The sequence below is a fragment of the Enterobacter sp. BWH64 genome (assembly GCF_001037645.1).
GTDB lineage: Bacteria > Pseudomonadota > Gammaproteobacteria > Enterobacterales > Enterobacteriaceae > Enterobacter > Enterobacter hormaechei_C.
Window position 1 is genome coordinate 2,081,939 of sequence record NZ_KQ089922.1, and the last position, 17,511, is coordinate 2,099,449.

Here is a 17,511-nt window from a genome sequence, read left to right on the forward strand (position 1 = left end):
GCCACACTAAAGCCATAAATAAAAAAGGCCGGGATTGTCCCGACCTTTTAAATATTCATCTGCCATTACAGGCGAAAACAATTAGCGACTACGGAAGACAATGCGGCCTTTGCTCAGGTCGTACGGGGTCAGCTCAACAGTCACTTTGTCGCCCGTCAAAATGCGGATATAGTTTTTGCGCATTTTACCGGAGATGTGCGCAGTTACCACGTGACCGTTTTCCAGTTCTACGCGAAACATGGTATTAGGCAACGTATCAAGTACGGTACCCTGCATTTCAATATTGTCTTCTTTGGCCATCTAATCCTCTGGGGTATCACTACCAAGTTTTGAACCGGCAAGATAATGCCGAAATTCCTCAATTAAGTAAAGAATTGCGCGTTTAAAACGCAGCAAAACAGTCTCAGCGTATTGCCCAAGCGTCACGGTACAACCGAACGGAAAGCGCATTCGTAAAGGGGAGACGACAGGATAAACGTAAGGACGTTATCTGAAGCGAGGGTCCCAAACGGCGGCGGGGCAACAGGCAGAAGCTACTCTGCGGCGTAATTATAACACCCTCATAAAAAATATGCGGAAAACATTTAGGCATTGGGTATAAAGAGCGTTCTGGGAACCCAAAAATCGCGTGGTAGGGTCTCCTTTCGGCACTGTTCCAGGTGTTCGATATAGTGTCGGCGGGAGATTTCAACGGCGCCGAGCGAGGCGGTATGCTCATTCAGCACCTGACAATCCATTAACTGTCCTCCACGTCGGGCAAATTCCTGGCTAAAAACCAGCAGCGCGGTTTTCGACGCATTCGTGGAGCGGGAGAACATCGACTCGCCGCAGAACAGCGTACCCTGCGCCACGCCGTACATGCCACCGACGAGGTCGTCGCCGCTCCACACTTCGATCGAATGCGCGTAACCCAGCTCATGAAGCTGGTGATAGGCGATAATGATATCGCGGGTTATCCAGGTGCCTTCTAGACGATCTTCAGCGCAGCCTTCGATAACCTGGCCGAAGGCGTGATTAAGCGTGACGCGAAAGGGTGATTTTGCATGAAAACGCTTCATGCTGCGGCTCAGGTGAAACTGCCCAGGCCACAGTACGGCTCGCGGGTCAGGAGACCACCATAAGATCGGGTCGCCAGGAGAAAACCACGGAAAGATGCCGCGCTGGTAAGCCATTAAGAGCCGTGCCGGGCTGAGATCGCCGCCCAGAGCCAGCAAGCCGTTAGGTTCACGCAGCGCCCCCTCCGGAGAAGGGAACGCAATATTATGGCGAGAAAGCTGCACCAGGCGCATGACAACAGAACTCCAGTACGCGAGAGAGGACGCTACAAATATAGTCTACAGGCGCTGTTTAAACTGGTAGTAGCGACCTTGTTTTGCCAGCAGCTCTGCGTGACTACCTTGCTCAATTATGTGTCCGTTGTCCATCACAATTATCTGATCGAAATTCACCAGCCCTCGCAGACGGTGCGTGACCATCAGCACGGTTTTACCTTTCATCACATTCGCCAGTAAATCAAGGATTTGGCTCTCTGTCGTGGCATCCAGTCCTTCTGTCGGTTCATCCAGCAGCATCAGCGGCGCATCGTGCAGCAGCGCACGCGCAATGGCCAGACGACGCAGTTCGCCGCCGGAAAGCTGTCGACCCCCTTCACCCAGCCAGCTGTTCAACCCGTCGTCTTCAAGCAGCTTGTGCAGCCCAACCTGCTCCAGCATTGCCCGCAGCGTATCGTCGGAGGCGTCTGGTGCCGCCAGAAGAAGATTATCGCGCAGCGTAGCGCTGAACAGATGCACCCGCTGGGGCACGACGCTGACCGTTTTACGCAAGGCCGCTTCGCTAAAACCAGACAGCGGAACGTCGTTAAACAGAATCTCGCCCTGCTGTGGGTCCCACGCGCGCGTGAGAAGTTGCAGAAGTGTCGATTTCCCACATCCCGTACGGCCAAGGATCGCAATGCGCTGCCCGGCATCAACAGAAAGGGTGATGTCTTCCAGCGCGTTTTGCGCCTGCTTGTCGTAGGCGAAAGTGACATTGCTGAGCGTCAGCGCGACCTGCTCTGGCACAGCGGTTTGAACCGCGCTGAACTTCACTTCCGGCTCCTGCTCGGCAATATCCGTAATGCGCAGCGCAGAGGCAATCACCTGGCCGAGATGCTGAAAAGCGCCCGTGACCGGGGCTAAGGCTTCAAAGGCTGCCAGGGCACAGAAAACAAACAGCGCAATCAGCGGGCCAGGCTGCGCGTTACCGCCCACGCCACCGGAGGCCATCCAGAGCATGGCGATGACGGCAATCCCACCAATTAACATCATCAGCGCCTGGGAGAACGCGGTCAGTTCAGACTGGCGCCGCTGGGCTTCATGCCAGTTCAGCTCCGTATTTTCCATGCGGGCGCGGTACCGTTTGCTGGCACCAAAAAGGGTGAGCTCGGCCTGTCCCTGCAACCAGGCGGTGAGCTGCTGGCGATATTCCCCTCGCAGGCGCGTCAGGTTTTCCCCGGTGGTTTTACCTGCACGATAAAACAGGGGCGGCAGAATAATCAGCGTCATCAGCATGATGCCGCCGAGCGTCAGTGCGATGGGAACATCCAGGAAACTCAACCCCAGCGTGACCACGACAATCACTACAAACGCGCCCACCATAGGTGAAATGACGCGCAGATAGAGGTGATCCAGCGTATCCACATCTGCGACCACGCGGTTGAGTAATTCGCCCTGTCGAAAACGTGCCAGCCCGGCAGGGGAGAGGGGCAGCAGTTTGCTGAAGGTGTAAATACGCAGGTGTTGCAGCACGCGGAAGGTCGCGTCGTGGCTGACCAGACGTTCGAAGTAGCGTCCGGCAGTTCGCGTAATGGCCGTGCCGCGCACCCCGGCGGCAGGCAGCATGTAGTTAAAGCTGTACAGCCCGGCAAAGCCTGCGGCCGCAGACGCGGAGAGGAACCAGCCGGAAAGCGTAAGCAGACCGATGCTGGCCAGCAGAGTAACGATCGCCAGCACGATCCCGAGCGTCAGCATCCATTTGTGGCGTTTATACAGTGCAAGATACGGAAGCAGGGCGCGCATCAGATATCCTCCTGACGGTTCGCCAGCAGGGTCGCAAACGGCCCCTGCGCGGCAACAAGCGCGGCGTAATCGCCTTGTTCAACAATGTGTCCGTTTTCCATCACCCAGATCTGATCCCAGTCGGCAATACCTTCCAGCTGGTGAGTCACCATCAGGGTGGTTTGCTGGCGTGAGGCTGCGTTAAGCGCATCCATCACGCGCTGCTCGCTGTGAGCGTCCAGGCTGGCCGCAGGTTCGTCCAGCAGCATTAGCGAAGAGGGATTGAGCAGCGCACGGGCGACCGCGACGCGCTGTGCCTGGCCAACTGACAGCCCGGCAGACTGATCGCCAATGACGGTATCGACACCCTGCGCAAGCAGCGGCAGAAACTCGCTGACCCAGGCGCGGTCGAGGACCGATTGCAGCTCATCTTCACGCGCATCCGGGCGTGCCAGCAGCACATTCTCGCGCAGCGTCGGAGCTGGCAGCTGAGGGTTTTGCCCCACCCAACTCAGCTGTTTACGCCAGGCATCAGGATCGAGCTCGCGCAGCTCCGTTTTGTTGATACGCAGCGATCCGGTGTACGCCATAAAACCTGACAGCGCATTCAACAATGAGCTTTTACCTGAGCCGCTGGTACCCACCAGCACCACACGTTGCCCGGCAGGCAGGGTAAAGTTCAGCGGACCGGCCAGCACTTTGCCTTCAGGCGACAGAACAGAAAAATCCTGTGCTTCAATGGTCACCGGATCGTTCGTATTCAGCGTTACCTCACCACGCTCCGGATTCGCCAGCGGCGTTTCCATGAAGGTTTTCAGGCTGTCGGCAGCACCCACCGCCTGCGCTTTGGCATGGTAAAAGGTGCCGAGATCGCGAAGCGGCTGGAAAAATTCCGGGGCCAGGATCAGCGCCAGGAACCCGGCGGAAAGCGTGACCGCCGTACCGTAGTGGCCAAAGTCCAGTGCGCCGAGGTAGGAGAAGCCAAAGTAAACCGCCACCAGCGCAATCGACAGGGAGGTGAAAAATTCGAGTACGCCAGAAGAGAGAAAGGCCATGCGCAACACTTCCATGGTGCGCTGACGGAAATCCTGCGATGCCAGACGAATGTTTTCGGTTTCCGCTTCACCACGACCGAAGATCCGCAGGGTTTCCATTCCGCGCAGACGGTCCAGGAAATGACCGCTCAACCGACCCAGCGCCAGGAAGTTACGACGGTTAGCATCTGCCGCGCCCATGCCGACCATCGCCATAAACAGCGGGATGAGCGGGGCGGTGCCCAGCAGGATCAACGCCGCCACCCAGTTAACAGGGAAGAGGGCGATAACAATCATCAGGGGCACAAATACTGCCAGCGCCATCTGGGGAAGATAACGCGCGTAGTAATCGTGCATATCGTCGATTTGCTCAAGGATCAGCGTCGCCCAGCTACCAGCCGGTTTGCCCTGGATCCACGCAGGTCCGGCTTCCGAAAGCCGGTCGAGCACCTTGCGGCGGATCTCATAGCGAATGTGCTGCCCGGCATGGAATCCAACCCGCTCGCGCAGCCAGACCACCCACGCACGCAGAACGAAAACCAGCACCAGAACGATAAACGGCAACAGCAGCGCTTCGCGCGGGATGTTCTCCATGATCATATGGTTGAGAATGCGGGCCAGCAGCCATGCCTGGGCAACAATCAACAGACCGCTGATAAATCCCAGAACGCGGGAAATCATAAGCCAGCGGCGGGACAGGACGCTTTGCTGTTTCAGCCAGCGGGTTAACTCTTGTTGACGGGTTTTTTCCATTGCGTACTTTGCAGGTGACGTTATAAGAAATTAGACCTCTGCATGTTACACGCGAGCAAAAATAAAGGCGACCAGTGGCCGCCTTTATTTACGTTTGTTACTGACTTGTAAAGATTATTTGCCTTGTTCAGCCAGCCCGTCCAGGTAGCGTTCTGCGTCCAGCGCGGCCATACAACCGGTGCCCGCAGAGGTGATCGCCTGACGATAAATATGGTCCATCACGTCGCCAGCTGCGAAGACACCCGGAACGCTGGTCTGGGTGGCGTTGCCGTGAATGCCAGACTGCACTTTGATGTAGCCGTTCTCCAGCTCCAGCTGGCCTTCAAAGATAGCCGTGTTCGGGCTGTGACCGATTGCCACAAACAGGCCTGCCACTTCCAGCGTTTCGACGTTATCGGTGTTCTGGGTATCACGGATACGCAGTCCCGCCACGCCCATCTGATCGCCAGTCACTTCTTCCAGCGTACGGTTGGTATGCAGCACAATGTTGCCGCTCGCCACTTTGTCCATCAGGCGTTTAATCAGGATCTTCTCCGCGCGGAAGGTGTCGCGACGGTGAATCAGGTGTACTTCTGAGGCAATATTTGCCAGATACAGCGCTTCTTCCACAGCGGTGTTGCCGCCGCCGATAACCGCAACTTTCTGGTTGCGATAGAAGAAACCGTCGCAGGTCGCGCAGGCTGACACGCCGCGGCCTTTGAACGCTTCTTCAGACGGCAGGCCGAGATAGCGGGCAGAGGCGCCGGTGGCGATGATCAGCGCATCGCAGGTGTATTCGCCGCTGTCACCCGTCAGGCGGAACGGACGGTTCTGCAAATCCACTTTATTGATGTGGTCGAACAGGATTTCGGTTTCGAATTTGGCGGCATGCTCGTGCATGCGCTCCATCAGCAGCGGCCCGGTCAGGTCGTTCGGGTCGCCAGGCCAGTTTTCCACTTCCGTGGTGGTGGTCAGCTGACCGCCTTTTTCCATCCCGGTGATCAGTACCGGTTGCAGGTTAGCGCGTGCAGCATAGACCGCTGCGGTATATCCCGCAGGTCCAGAACCAAGGATTAGCAGCTTACTGTGTTTGGTCGTGCCCATGAGATCCCCATTGTTGTTGGCAGGCAATGGGCTGGATTGTAGGGAATTTGTTGCCGTAAAAAAAGAGCAGGAGAGTTTTGCTTCCGATATATGCAATAGACGCGCCCTATGGGTCAGAGGCGGTCACATCACTTCTGCTACTGAAAACCGCGCGTTTATAAGGCAATAAAATGAGGATTAATACCCCTCCGTAATGAATATCCGGCATGTTGTACTAAAAATCGATGTTTTGCTTTGACAATCCCCTGCGCTTTTGCGAAAACATTCAAGGAAGAAAAAAAGACGCACGAACTGCATGCCGCATAGACATGCACGGAAATGCCATTTTTACCGGGTCAGTGAAATCTACGCATGGTGTGGACAGACGCCATACGTGATGTCTGTGACTGCTTTCGGGCAACGGTCTTCTTACCGCAGAACCCGAATCTACATCGCGTCTAATACATAACCAGGCGATGTGATGAATAACGGGTCCAGGCTCTGAACAGTGATGTGCACAGGGTCCAGGCAGGAGTAGGGAAGGAATACAGAGAGACAATAATAATGGTAGATAGCAAGAAGCGCCCTGGCAAAGATCTCGACCGTATCGATCGTAACATTCTTAATGAATTGCAAAAGGATGGGCGTATTTCCAACGTCGAGCTTTCAAAACGTGTGGGACTTTCCCCGACGCCGTGCCTTGAGCGTGTGCGTCGACTGGAAAGACAGGGTTTTATTCAGGGCTATACGGCTCTGCTGAACCCGCATTATCTGGATGCCTCACTTCTGGTATTTGTTGAGATTACTCTGAATCGTGGTGCACCAGATGTGTTTGAGCAATTTAACGCCGCTGTGCAAAAACTTGAAGAAATTCAAGAGTGTCATCTGGTTTCCGGTGATTTTGACTACCTGTTGAAAACCCGTGTGCCTGATATGTCCGCCTACCGTAAGCTGCTGGGTGAAACCCTGCTGCGTCTGCCAGGCGTGAACGACACCCGTACTTATGTGGTGATGGAAGAGGTCAAACAGAGCAATCGTCTGGTTATTAAGACGCGCTAACACGGAACAGGTGCAAAATCAGTGTAGTTTGATTACACTCCTGTTAATCCATACAGCAACAGTGCCGGGGAGTCCCGGCGCTGTTGTCCGTTTTAGCACACAGGCAGGACATGCCTGATACCTGGAGAGCCTTTCTTGAGCCAGGAATACACTGAAGACAAAGAAGTCACATTATCTAAGCTAAGCAGCGGACGTCGTCTCCTTGAGGCGTTACTGATTGTTATTGCCCTTTTTGCCGTCTGGCTGATGGCTGCCTTACTCAGTTTCAACCCCTCAGACCCCAGCTGGTCGCAAACCGCATGGCATGAGCCTATCCATAATTTAGGTGGCGTTCCCGGCGCCTGGCTTGCGGACACACTCTTCTTCATTTTCGGTGTGATGGCCTATACCCTTCCCGTCATCATTATTGGCGGATGCTGGTTTGCCTGGCGTCATCGACAGAACGACGACTACATCGATTATTTTGCCGTTTCGCTGCGCCTGATTGGCGCCCTGGCGCTGATCCTCACCTCCTGCGGACTGGCGGCGATCAACGCCGATGACATCTGGTACTTCGCCTCCGGCGGGGTGATTGGCAGCCTGTTGAGCTCCGCGCTGCAACCGATGCTTCACAGCAGCGGCGGCACGCTGGCGCTGCTTTGTATCTGGGCAGCGGGCCTGACGCTGTTTACCGGCTGGTCCTGGGTGAGCATTGCCGAAAAAATCGGCAGCTTTATTCTGACTCTGCTGACGTTTGCCAGCAATCGCACCCGTCGTGATGATACGTGGGTCGATGAAGACGAATATGAAGATGAGTACGAAGAGGAAGACGAGGCACCCGTGCAGCGTCGTGAATCCCGCCGTGCCCGTATTCTGCGCGGTGCTCTGGCACGCCGCCAGCGCGTTGCTGAAAAATTTGCTAACCCGTTAGGCCGTAAAACGGATGCCGCGCTTTTCTCCGGCAAACGTATGGATGAAGAGGAGCAGATTGAGTATCGCGGCGCGGCCGTCGATCCTGATGATGTGTTGTTCTCTGGTCATCGAGCTACGCCGGGTGAGTATGATGAATACGATCCGCTGTTGCATGGTCATTCCGTGACTGAACCGGTAGCCGCTGCTGCTGCCGCAACGACGGCTGCGCAGGCCCATGTTGCGCCTGTTGAAGCCGTGATGCCGTCCTCGCCTGTTCCGGCACCGGAGTCCGCGATCCAGCAACCGCAGGTGGACTGGCAGACTGCGCCAGGTGTCCATACGCCTGAACCGACCATTGCGCCGGAGCCTGAAAGCTATATTCCTGTGCAGCAGGAACAGTGGCAGCAACCGTATCAGCCGCCTGAGCCTGCCAGCGAGCCGCAACAGCCGTATCAGGCTTATACGCCCGAACCTGCTGAACCTGAACAGCCATACGTTGCGCCGGTGTCTGAACCCGAAGTGGTGGAGGAAGCGAAGCCATCCCGTCCGCCATTGTACTATTTTGAAGAGGTGGAAGAGCGCCGTGCCCGAGAGCGCGAGCAGCTTGCCGCCTGGTATCAGCCCGTGCCTGAGCCGGTGCAGGAGCCTGTTGTAAAAGCGCCTTCTGCAAGCGTTGCACCTGTAGATCCAGCGCCAGCCGTTGCGTCAGGAGCGGAAACCGTGAAGCAGGCAACGGCAGCCGCTGCCGCGTCCGCTCCGCTATTCAGCCCGGCAACCGATGGTGCGCCGCGTCCTCAGGTAAAAGAGGGCATTGGTCCACAATTGCCGCGTCCTAATCGCGTGCGCGTACCGACGCGCCGGGAGCTGGCCTCTTATGGCATTAAACTGCCTTCCCAGCGTATGGCGGAAGAAAAAGCCCGTGAGTCCGACTACGAAGATGATGCCGACGAACTGCATCAGGATGAGCTGGCGCGTCAGTTTGCCGCCCAGCAGACTCAACGCTACGGGAATGAGTACCAACACGATGTTCATTCTCAGCAGGATGAAGATGATGCTGCCGAAGCGGAATTAGCGCGTCAGTTTGCGGCCACGCTGCAGCAACGTTATTCCGGTGAGCAGCCTTCGGGGGCAAACCCGTTCTCGCTCTCGGATTTTGAATTTTCACCGATGAAAGATCTGGTGGATGACGGTCCGAGCGAACCGCTGTTCACGCCGAGCGTGATGCCAGAAGCGGAACCGGTGCGTCAGGCGCCAGCGCCGCAGGTTAATGCGCAACCACAACAGCCAGTGCCGCAGGCTTATGCGCAGCCGCATACACCGCCGGCCCAACCGCCGCAGCCGCAGTTCCAGCAGCCAGCACCACAGCCGCAGGAAAGCCTGATTCACCCGCTGTTGATGCGTAACGGAGACAGCCGTCCGCTGCAACGACCAAGTACGCCGTTGCCGTCGCTGGATCTGTTAACGCCGCCGCCAGCGGAAGTCGAACCGGTGGATACTTTTGCTCTTGAGCAGATGGCCCGTCTGGTGGAAGCGCGTCTGGCTGACTTCCGTATTAAAGCGGACGTGGTGAACTACTCCCCTGGCCCGGTGATCACCCGTTTCGAACTGAACCTGGCGCCAGGCGTAAAAGCGGCGCGTATTTCTAACCTGTCCCGTGACCTGGCGCGTTCTCTGTCGACCGTGGCGGTTCGCGTGGTGGAAGTGATCCCAGGTAAGCCTTACGTTGGCCTTGAGCTGCCAAACAAGAAACGCCAGACCGTTTATCTGCGTGAAGTTCTGGATAACACCAAATTCCGCGACAACCCGTCCCCGCTGACCGTGGTGCTGGGTAAAGATATCGCTGGCGATCCGGTGGTTGCCGATCTCGCGAAGATGCCGCACCTGCTGGTTGCGGGTACCACCGGCTCCGGTAAATCGGTCGGGGTGAACGCCATGATCCTCAGTATGCTCTACAAAGCGCAGCCTGAAGATGTGCGTTTCATCATGATCGACCCGAAAATGCTTGAACTGTCCGTCTACGAAGGCATTCCGCACCTGTTAACGGAAGTGGTGACCGACATGAAGGACGCCGCCAACGCATTGCGCTGGAGCGTCAATGAAATGGAGCGTCGCTATAAGCTGATGTCTGCGCTGGGCGTGCGTAACCTGGCCGGTTATAACGAGAAAATCGCTGAGGCGGCACGTATGGGCCGTCCGATTCCGGACCCATACTGGAAGCCGGGTGACAGCATGGATGCCCAGCATCCGGTGCTGGAAAAACTGCCTTACATCGTGGTGCTGGTGGATGAATTCGCCGACCTGATGATGACCGTTGGCAAGAAAGTGGAAGAGCTGATTGCGCGTCTGGCACAGAAAGCGCGTGCGGCGGGCATCCACCTGGTGCTTGCAACGCAGCGTCCGTCCGTAGACGTTATCACCGGACTTATTAAGGCAAACATCCCGACCCGTATCGCGTTTACCGTGTCGAGTAAAATTGACTCGCGTACTATCCTGGACCAGGGTGGTGCAGAGTCGCTGCTGGGGATGGGTGATATGCTCTATTCCGGCCCGAACTCCACCTCGCCGGTGCGTGTCCACGGTGCATTTGTTCGCGACCAGGAAGTGCACGCGGTGGTGCAGGACTGGAAAGCGCGCGGTCGGCCGCAATACGTTGACGGCATCACCTCCGACAGTGAAAGCGAAGGTGGCGGCGGTGGTTTTGACGGTGGCGAAGAGCTGGATCCGTTATTTGACCAGGCGGTTAATTTCGTTACCGAAAAACGTAAGGCGTCCATCTCCGGCGTCCAGCGCCAGTTCCGTATTGGCTACAACCGCGCGGCGCGTATTATCGAGCAGATGGAAGCCCAGGGTATTGTGAGCGAACAGGGGCATAACGGTAACCGTGAGGTGCTGGCGCCACCGCCGTTTGATTAACCTTCAGCGATTGCAAAGAAGGGTAAATCAGCAAAAATTAAGCATATTCTTCTGTCGCCTGCCTTCGGGCAGGTCCAGAATAGAAACGGAACCCCATATCGGGAAGACGTATTTTAAGGAATAACAATGAAAAAAATCGCCATCGTCTGTGCATTACTCTCCAGTTTTGTTGCCAGCAGCGTCTGGGCTGATGCAGCCAGCGACCTTAAAAGCCGACTGGATAAAGTGAGCAGCTTCCACGCCAGCTTCACGCAAAAAGTGACTGACGGCAGTGGCAACGCGGTGCAGGAAGGTCAGGGGGATTTGTGGGTGAAACGCCCGAATCTCTTCAACTGGCACATGACCCAGCCGGATGAAAGCGTGCTGGTGTCCGACGGGAAAACCTTATGGTTCTACAACCCGTTTGTTGAGCAGGCGACCGCCACCTGGTTGAAAGACGCGACCAGCAATACGCCGTTTATGCTCATTGCCCGTAACCAGTCCAGCGACTGGCAGCAGTACAACATTAAACAAAACGGTGATGAGTTCGTCCTGACGCCAAAAGGCAGCAACGGTAACCTGAAGCAGTTCACCATTAACGTGAGCAGCAACGGTACCATCAATCAGTTCGGTGCGGTTGAGCAGGACGATCAGCGCAGTAGCTATCAGCTTAAGTCTCAGCAAAACGGCGCCGTAGATGCTTCGAAATTCACCTTTACCCCGCCGCAGGGCGTAACGGTGGACGACCAACGTAATAAGTAAGAGGCATGAGTGAGCAACCTGTCGCTCGATTTTTCAGATAATGCGTTTCAACCTCTGGCCGCCCGTATGCGGCCAGAAAATTTAGCGCAGTACATCGGCCAGCAACACCTGCTGGCTGCGGGGAAACCCTTGCCGCGCGCCATAGAGGCGGGGCATCTGCACTCCATGATCCTCTGGGGGCCACCCGGCACCGGCAAAACAACCCTCGCTGAAGTGATCGCCCGCTATGCTAACGCGGACGTTGAGCGCATCTCGGCGGTTACCTCCGGCGTGAAGGAGATTCGTGAGGCGATCGAGCGCGCGCGGCAAAACCGTAATGCCGGGCGCCGCACCATTCTGTTTGTCGATGAAGTCCACCGTTTCAATAAAAGCCAGCAGGATGCGTTTCTGCCGCACATTGAAGACGGCACGATTTTCTTCATCGGCGCAACCACGGAAAACCCGTCGTTTGAACTCAACTCCGCGCTGCTTTCCCGCGCCCGCGTTTACCTGCTTAAATCCCTGACCACAGAGGATATCGAAAAGGTTCTGACCCAGGCGATGGAGGATAAGGCGCGCGGCTACGGCGGGCAGGATATCGTTCTGCCGGACGACACGCGTCGGGCGATTGCGGAACTGGTCAACGGCGATGCGCGCCGCGCGCTGAACACGCTGGAAATGATGGCCGATATGGCCGAAGTGGACGATGCGGGCAAGCGGGTACTTAAACCTGAGTTGCTCACCGAAATAGCCGGTGAACGCAGCGCACGCTTCGATAATAAAGGCGATCGTTTTTACGATCTGATCTCGGCATTACATAAGTCCGTGCGCGGCAGCGCCCCGGATGCGGCGCTCTACTGGTACGCGCGGATCATTACCGCCGGTGGCGATCCGTTATATGTCGCGCGTCGCTGCCTGGCCATCGCGTCAGAAGATGTCGGTAATGCCGATCCACGCGCCATGCAGGTCGCTATTTCCGCCTGGGACTGCTTTACCCGCGTCGGACCCGCGGAAGGTGAGCGTGCCATTGCGCAGGCAATTGTCTATCTGGCCTGCGCGCCGAAAAGTAACGCGGTGTATACCGCCTTCAAAGCGGCGATGTCAGATGCACGTGAACGTCCGGACTACGATGTGCCGGTTCATCTGCGCAATGCGCCAACCAAATTGATGAAAGAGATGGGTTACGGGCAGGAGTATCGCTACGCCCATGATGAACCCAATGCCTACGCCGCCGGGGAAGAGTATTTTCCACAGGAGATGGCACAAACCCGCTATTATCATCCCACAAACAGAGGTCTTGAGGGTAAGATTGGCGAAAAGCTCGCCTGGCTTGCCGGACAGGATCAAAATAGCCCTATAAAACGCTACCGTTAGTTCAATCGTTGCGGTAATGTTGGCAATATATCTCTGTGGCCGCAGGCTGTGGTCACTTTTTCCTTTTTTAATTCGATAAGCACAGGATAAGCATGCTCGATCCCAATCTGCTGCGTAATGAGCCAGACGCAGTCGCTGAAAAACTGGCACGCCGGGGCTTTAAGCTGGATGTAGATAAGCTGCGCGCTCTTGAAGAGCGTCGTAAAGTTTTGCAGGTACAAACTGAAAATCTGCAAGCAGAGCGTAATTCTCGATCGAAATCCATTGGCCAGGCGAAAGCGCGCGGGGAAGATATTGAGCCATTACGCCTGGAAGTGAACAAACTGGGTGAAGAGCTGGATCAGGCGAAAGCTGAACTAGACGTTCTTCAGGCTGAAATTCGTGATATCGCTCTGGCGATCCCGAACATTCCTGACGACAGCGTGCCTGTCGGCAAAGACGAAAACGACAACGTTGAAGTGAAACGCTGGGGCACGCCTCGCGAGTTTGACTTTGAGGTGCGCGATCACGTCACGCTGGGCGAAATGCACGCGGGCCTGGACTTTGCGGCTGCGGTTAAGCTGACGGGTTCTCGCTTTGTGGTCATGAAAGGTCAAATTGCCCATCTGCACCGCGCTCTGGCGCAGTTCATGCTGGATCTGCACACCGAGCAGCACGGCTACAGCGAAACCTACGTTCCGTATCTGGTTAACCACGATACGCTGTACGGTACCGGCCAGTTGCCGAAATTTGCCGGCGATCTGTTCCACACCCGTCCGCTGGACGAGGAAGCAGACAGCAGCAACTACGCGCTGATCCCAACCGCGGAAGTGCCGCTGACCAACCTCGTGCGTGATGAGATCATCGACGAAGACGATCTGCCAATCAAACTGACCGCGCACTCTCCATGTTTCCGTTCTGAAGCCGGTTCTTACGGTCGCGATACGCGCGGTCTGATCCGTATGCACCAGTTCGATAAAGTTGAGATGGTGCAGATCGTTCGTCCGGAAGAGTCTATGGACGCGCTGGAAGAGATGACCGGTCATGCTGAGAAAGTGCTGGAGCTGCTGGGCCTGCCGTACCGCCGTATGGCGCTTTGCACCGGCGACATGGGCTTCGGTGCCTGCAAAACCTTCGACCTTGAAGTCTGGGTGCCTGCGCAGAACACCTACCGTGAAATCTCCTCCTGCTCCAACGTCTGGGATTTCCAGGCGCGTCGTATGCAGGCGCGTTGCCGCAGCAAATCTGACAAGAAAACCCGTCTGGTTCATACCCTGAACGGTTCTGGTCTGGCAGTAGGCCGTACGCTGGTTGCTGTGCTGGAAAACTACCAGCAGGCTGACGGACGCATTGAGATCCCTGAAGTGCTGCGCCCTTACATGAAAGGCCAGCAGTTCATCGGCTAATTATTTGCTCTAAGACAAAAAAGCGCCTCAGGGCGCTTTTTTTATGCCTCTGATTTGATACGAAGCAATAACCCCTCCCTCTAAAGTAGTAATACTCCTCCGAACGAAAGTCAGCATAAAACACTGATAACCAAAAATATCGTTATACATAAAACTATATAGCGGTATATGCCGCCCTTTATTTCTTTGTGAGCAACCAAAGTGAGTCTTTATGAAAATCAAAGCGCCTGAAGCGTTAATGGCTGCCGAGGTCACTCGCCGTGGGTTGATGAAAACCACGGCAATAGGCGGTCTGGCGGTTGCCAGCAGCGCCTTTACGCTCCCTTTTACCCGTCTGGCGTCGGCGGCGGAGGCTCTGTCTCCCGCTTCAGCCCCGGAAAAAGTGGTGTGGAGTGCCTGTACCGTTAACTGTGGTAGCCGTTGTCCTCTGCGTATGCATGTTGTGGACGGTGAAATCAAATATGTCGAAACAGACAATACCGGCGATGATAACTACGAAGGGTTACATCAGGTTCGTGCCTGTCTGCGTGGCCGTTCAATGCGCCGTCGCGTTTATAACCCGGATCGTCTGAAATACCCAATGAAGCGCGTCGGTAAGCGTGGGGAAGGGAAGTTCGAGCGTATTAGCTGGGACGAAGCCTACGATATTATCGCGACTAACATGCAGCGCCTGATCAAAGAGTATGGCAACGAATCCATCTACCTCAACTACGGCACCGGGACGCTGGGCGGTACCATGACCCGCTCCTGGCCGCCGGGTAAAACGTTGGTGGCGCGCCTGATGAACTGCTGCGGCGGCTATCTCAATCATTACGGCGACTACTCTTCCGCACAGATTGCTGCGGGGCTGAACTACACCTACGGCGGCTGGGCAGACGGTAACAGCCCGTCGGATATCGAAAACAGTAAACTGGTGGTGTTGTTCGGTAACAACCCAGGCGAAACCCGGATGAGCGGCGGTGGGGTAACCTATTATCTTGAGCAGGCGCGCGCCAAATCCAACGCACGTATGATCATCGTCGATCCGCGCTATACCGATACCGGCGCGGGACGTGAAGACGAGTGGATCCCTATTCGCCCTGGTACCGATGCGGCGCTGGTCAATGCGCTGGCGTATGTGATGATCACTGAAAACCTCGTCGATCAGCCGTTCCTTGATAAATACTGCGTGGGTTATGACGAGAAGACCCTGCCAGCCAGCGCACCGGCTAACGGGCATTACAAAGCGTACATTCTTGGTCAGGGCAGCGACGGGGTAGCGAAAACCCCTGAGTGGGCATCCACCATTACCGGCATTCCAGTCGAGCGTATTGTTCAGCTGGCCCGTGAAATTGGTTCAGCAAAACCGGCTTATATCAGCCAGGGATGGGGACCACAGCGTCACGCGAACGGCGAAATTGCCACCCGCGCTATTTCTATGCTCTCGATTCTGACTGGCAACGTTGGTATTCACGGCGGTAATAGCGGGGCGCGTGAAGGCTCGTATGAAGTCCCGTTTGAACGTATGCCAACGCTGGATAACCCGGTTCAGACCAGCATCTCCATGTTTATGTGGACGGACGCGATCGAGCGCGGCCCGGAAATGACCGCGCTGCGTGACGGTGTTCGGGGCAAAGATAAGCTGGACGTGCCGATCAAAATGATCTGGAACTACGCCGGTAACTGCCTGATCAACCAGCACTCTGAAATCAACCGCACCCATGAAATTTTGCAGGACGACAAGAAGTGCGAAATGATTGTGGTGATCGACTGCCACATGACCTCATCGGCGAAGTATGCCGATATTCTGCTCCCAGACTGCACTGCGTCTGAGCAGATGGATTTCGCGCTGGACGCCTCCTGCGGCAACATGTCCTATGTGATCTTCACTGACCAGGCCATCAAACCGCGCTTCGAGTGCAAAACCATCTATGAGATGACTTCCGAGCTGGCGAAACGTCTTGGCGTTGAGCAGCAGTTCACTGAAGGACGTACTCAGGAAGGGTGGATGCGCCATCTGCACGAGCTCTCACGCAAAGCCATTCCTGACCTGCCGGACTTCGATACCTTCCGCAAGCAGGGCATGTACAAGCAGCGCGATCCCGAAGGACATCACGTGGCGTATAAAGCCTTCCGCGACGATCCGCAGGCCAATCCGCTGACCACGCCGTCGGGCAAAATCGAGATCTACTCCGAAGAGCTGGCAAAAATTGCCGCAACGTGGGAATTGCCGGAAGGGGATGTAATCGATCCGCTACCGATTTATACGCCAGGCTTCGAAAACTACAACGATCCGCTGACGGCGAAATTCCCGCTTCAGTTGACCGGTTTCCACTACAAAGCGCGTGTTCACTCCACCTACGGCAACGTTGACGTACTGAAAGCGGCCTGCCGACAGGAGATGTGGATCAACCCGATGGATGCGAAAGCGCGCGGCATCAGTAATGGCGATCGCGTACGTATCTTCAACGGACGTGGCGAAGTGCATATCGAAGCTAAAGTGACTCCGCGTATGATGCCTGGCGTTGTCGCGCTGGGGGAAGGGGCCTGGTATAACCCGGATGCGAACCGTATCGATCAGGCGGGCTGCATCAATGTTCTCACTACGCAGCGTCCGTCGCCGCTGGCGAAGGGCAACCCATCCCACACAAACCTCGTTCAGGTTGAAAAGGCGTAAGGAGTAACCGATGACAACCCAGTATGGATTTTTTATTGATTCCAGCCGCTGCACCGGGTGCAAAACCTGCGAGCTGGCCTGCAAGGATTACAAAGACCTGACCCCGGACGTTAGCTTCCGTCGTATTTATGAATACGCGGGCGGCGACTGGCAGGAGGACAACGGCGTCTGGCATCAGGATGTCTTCGCCTATTACCTGTCGATTGCCTGCAACCACTGCGAAGATCCGGCCTGCACCAAGGTCTGCCCGAGCGGGGCAATGCACAAGCGCGACGACGGTTTTGTGGTGGTGGACGAGGATGTCTGCATCGGCTGTCGCTACTGCCACATGGCCTGTCCGTACGGCGCGCCGCAGTACAATGCCGCCAAAGGCCACATGACCAAGTGCGACGGCTGCCACAGCCGCGTGGCGGACGGCAAAAAGCCCATCTGCGTCGAGTCCTGCCCGCTGCGCGCGCTGGACTTTGGCCCGATTGAGGAGCTGCGCAAAAAACACGGTCAGCTTGCTGCCGTCGCGCCGCTGCCGTCTGCGCACTTCACGAAGCCGAGTATTGTGATTAAACCTAACGCCAACAGCCGTCCGACGGGTGACACCACCGGCTACCTGGCAAACCCGAAGGAGGTGTGAG

At 56.1% G+C, this 17,511-nt stretch carries 12 protein-coding genes; 7 read left to right on the top strand and 5 right to left on the bottom strand.

The window, feature by feature from the left end; translation table 11 throughout:
* Positions 1-81 precede the first annotated feature (81 nt).
* The 5 genes from infA to trxB form a co-directional block, all read right to left on the bottom strand.
* A complete protein-coding gene (gene infA, locus SK50_RS09845; RefSeq protein WP_002211347.1) occupies positions 82-300 on the bottom strand; it encodes a translation initiation factor IF-1 in 219 nt (72 codons plus the stop codon).
* A gap of 284 nt (positions 301-584) precedes the next feature.
* Entirely contained in the window at positions 585-1,289 is a 705-nt protein-coding gene (gene aat, locus SK50_RS09850; RefSeq protein WP_017693706.1) for a leucyl/phenylalanyl-tRNA--protein transferase, read from the bottom strand.
* A 45-nt stretch (positions 1,290-1,334) separates the two neighbouring features.
* A complete protein-coding gene (gene cydC / locus SK50_RS09855) occupies positions 1,335-3,056 on the bottom strand; it encodes a heme ABC transporter ATP-binding protein/permease CydC (RefSeq protein WP_045343696.1) in 1,722 nt (573 codons plus the stop codon).
* Positions 3,056-4,822: a heme ABC transporter permease/ATP-binding protein CydD gene (gene cydD / locus SK50_RS09860; protein ID WP_045343694.1), complete on the bottom strand. Its 1,767-nt coding sequence runs from the start codon at positions 4,820-4,822 to the stop codon at positions 3,056-3,058. The genes cydC and cydD overlap by 1 nt, the downstream gene beginning before the upstream one ends.
* A 114-nt stretch (positions 4,823-4,936) precedes the next feature.
* Entirely contained in the window at positions 4,937-5,905 is a 969-nt protein-coding gene (gene trxB / locus SK50_RS09865; RefSeq protein WP_003858303.1) for a thioredoxin-disulfide reductase, read from the bottom strand.
* Between the two features lie 543 nt (positions 5,906-6,448).
* Here trxB and lrp point away from each other — a divergent pair.
* The 7 genes from lrp (at position 6,449) to SK50_RS09900 (ending at position 17,510) form a co-directional block, all read left to right on the top strand.
* Positions 6,449-6,943 carry a leucine-responsive transcriptional regulator Lrp gene (gene lrp / locus SK50_RS09870; RefSeq protein ID WP_000228469.1) on the top strand — a complete coding sequence of 165 codons (495 nt, stop codon included), beginning with the start codon at positions 6,449-6,451 and terminating at the stop codon, positions 6,941-6,943.
* Between the two features lie 135 nt (positions 6,944-7,078).
* The gene (locus tag SK50_RS09875; protein ID WP_045343692.1) at positions 7,079-10,747 is read left to right on the top strand and encodes a DNA translocase FtsK 4TM domain-containing protein; all 3,669 of its coding nucleotides are present in this window, start codon (positions 7,079-7,081) and stop codon (positions 10,745-10,747) included.
* Between the two features lie 126 nt (positions 10,748-10,873).
* Positions 10,874-11,488, top strand: coding sequence for an outer membrane lipoprotein periplasmic chaperone LolA (gene lolA, locus SK50_RS09880; protein WP_017384837.1), 615 nt, complete (start codon positions 10,874-10,876; stop codon positions 11,486-11,488).
* Between the two features lie 9 nt (positions 11,489-11,497).
* The gene (gene rarA / locus SK50_RS09885; protein ID WP_023296220.1) at positions 11,498-12,841 is read left to right on the top strand and encodes a replication-associated recombination protein RarA; all 1,344 of its coding nucleotides are present in this window, start codon (positions 11,498-11,500) and stop codon (positions 12,839-12,841) included.
* 92 nt (positions 12,842-12,933) lie between these two features.
* A complete protein-coding gene (serS, locus tag SK50_RS09890; protein ID WP_003858266.1) occupies positions 12,934-14,226 on the top strand; it encodes a serine--tRNA ligase in 1,293 nt (430 codons plus the stop codon).
* Between the two features lie 211 nt (positions 14,227-14,437).
* Positions 14,438-16,882, top strand: a complete 2,445-nt coding sequence (gene dmsA, locus SK50_RS09895) for a dimethylsulfoxide reductase subunit A (RefSeq protein WP_015570977.1) — start codon at positions 14,438-14,440, stop codon at positions 16,880-16,882.
* Between the two features lie 10 nt (positions 16,883-16,892).
* Complete coding sequence (locus SK50_RS09900; RefSeq protein ID WP_017384835.1) at positions 16,893-17,510, top strand: DMSO/selenate family reductase complex B subunit; 618 nt, start codon at positions 16,893-16,895, stop codon at positions 17,508-17,510.
* The last annotated feature ends 1 nt before the right edge of the window (position 17,511 follow it).

Excerpts from the sequence above, each read along its gene's own strand:
- infA (WP_002211347.1), bottom strand. The coding sequence starts at position 300 with ATGGCCAAAGAAGACAATATTGAAATGCAGGGTACCGTACTTGATACG.
- aat (WP_017693706.1), bottom strand. The coding sequence starts at position 1,289 with ATGCGCCTGGTGCAGCTTTCTCGCCATAATATTGCGTTCCCTTCTCCG.
- cydC (WP_045343696.1), bottom strand. The coding sequence starts at position 3,056 with ATGCGCGCCCTGCTTCCGTATCTTGCACTGTATAAACGCCACAAATGG.
- cydD (WP_045343694.1), bottom strand. The coding sequence starts at position 4,822 with ATGGAAAAAACCCGTCAACAAGAGTTAACCCGCTGGCTGAAACAGCAA.
- trxB (WP_003858303.1), bottom strand. The coding sequence starts at position 5,905 with ATGGGCACGACCAAACACAGTAAGCTGCTAATCCTTGGTTCTGGACCT.
- lrp (WP_000228469.1), top strand. The coding sequence starts at position 6,449 with ATGGTAGATAGCAAGAAGCGCCCTGGCAAAGATCTCGACCGTATCGAT.
- lolA (WP_017384837.1), top strand. The coding sequence starts at position 10,874 with ATGAAAAAAATCGCCATCGTCTGTGCATTACTCTCCAGTTTTGTTGCC.
- serS (WP_003858266.1), top strand. The coding sequence starts at position 12,934 with ATGCTCGATCCCAATCTGCTGCGTAATGAGCCAGACGCAGTCGCTGAA.
- dmsA (WP_015570977.1), top strand. The coding sequence starts at position 14,438 with ATGAAAATCAAAGCGCCTGAAGCGTTAATGGCTGCCGAGGTCACTCGC.
- SK50_RS09900 (WP_017384835.1), top strand. The coding sequence starts at position 16,893 with ATGACAACCCAGTATGGATTTTTTATTGATTCCAGCCGCTGCACCGGG.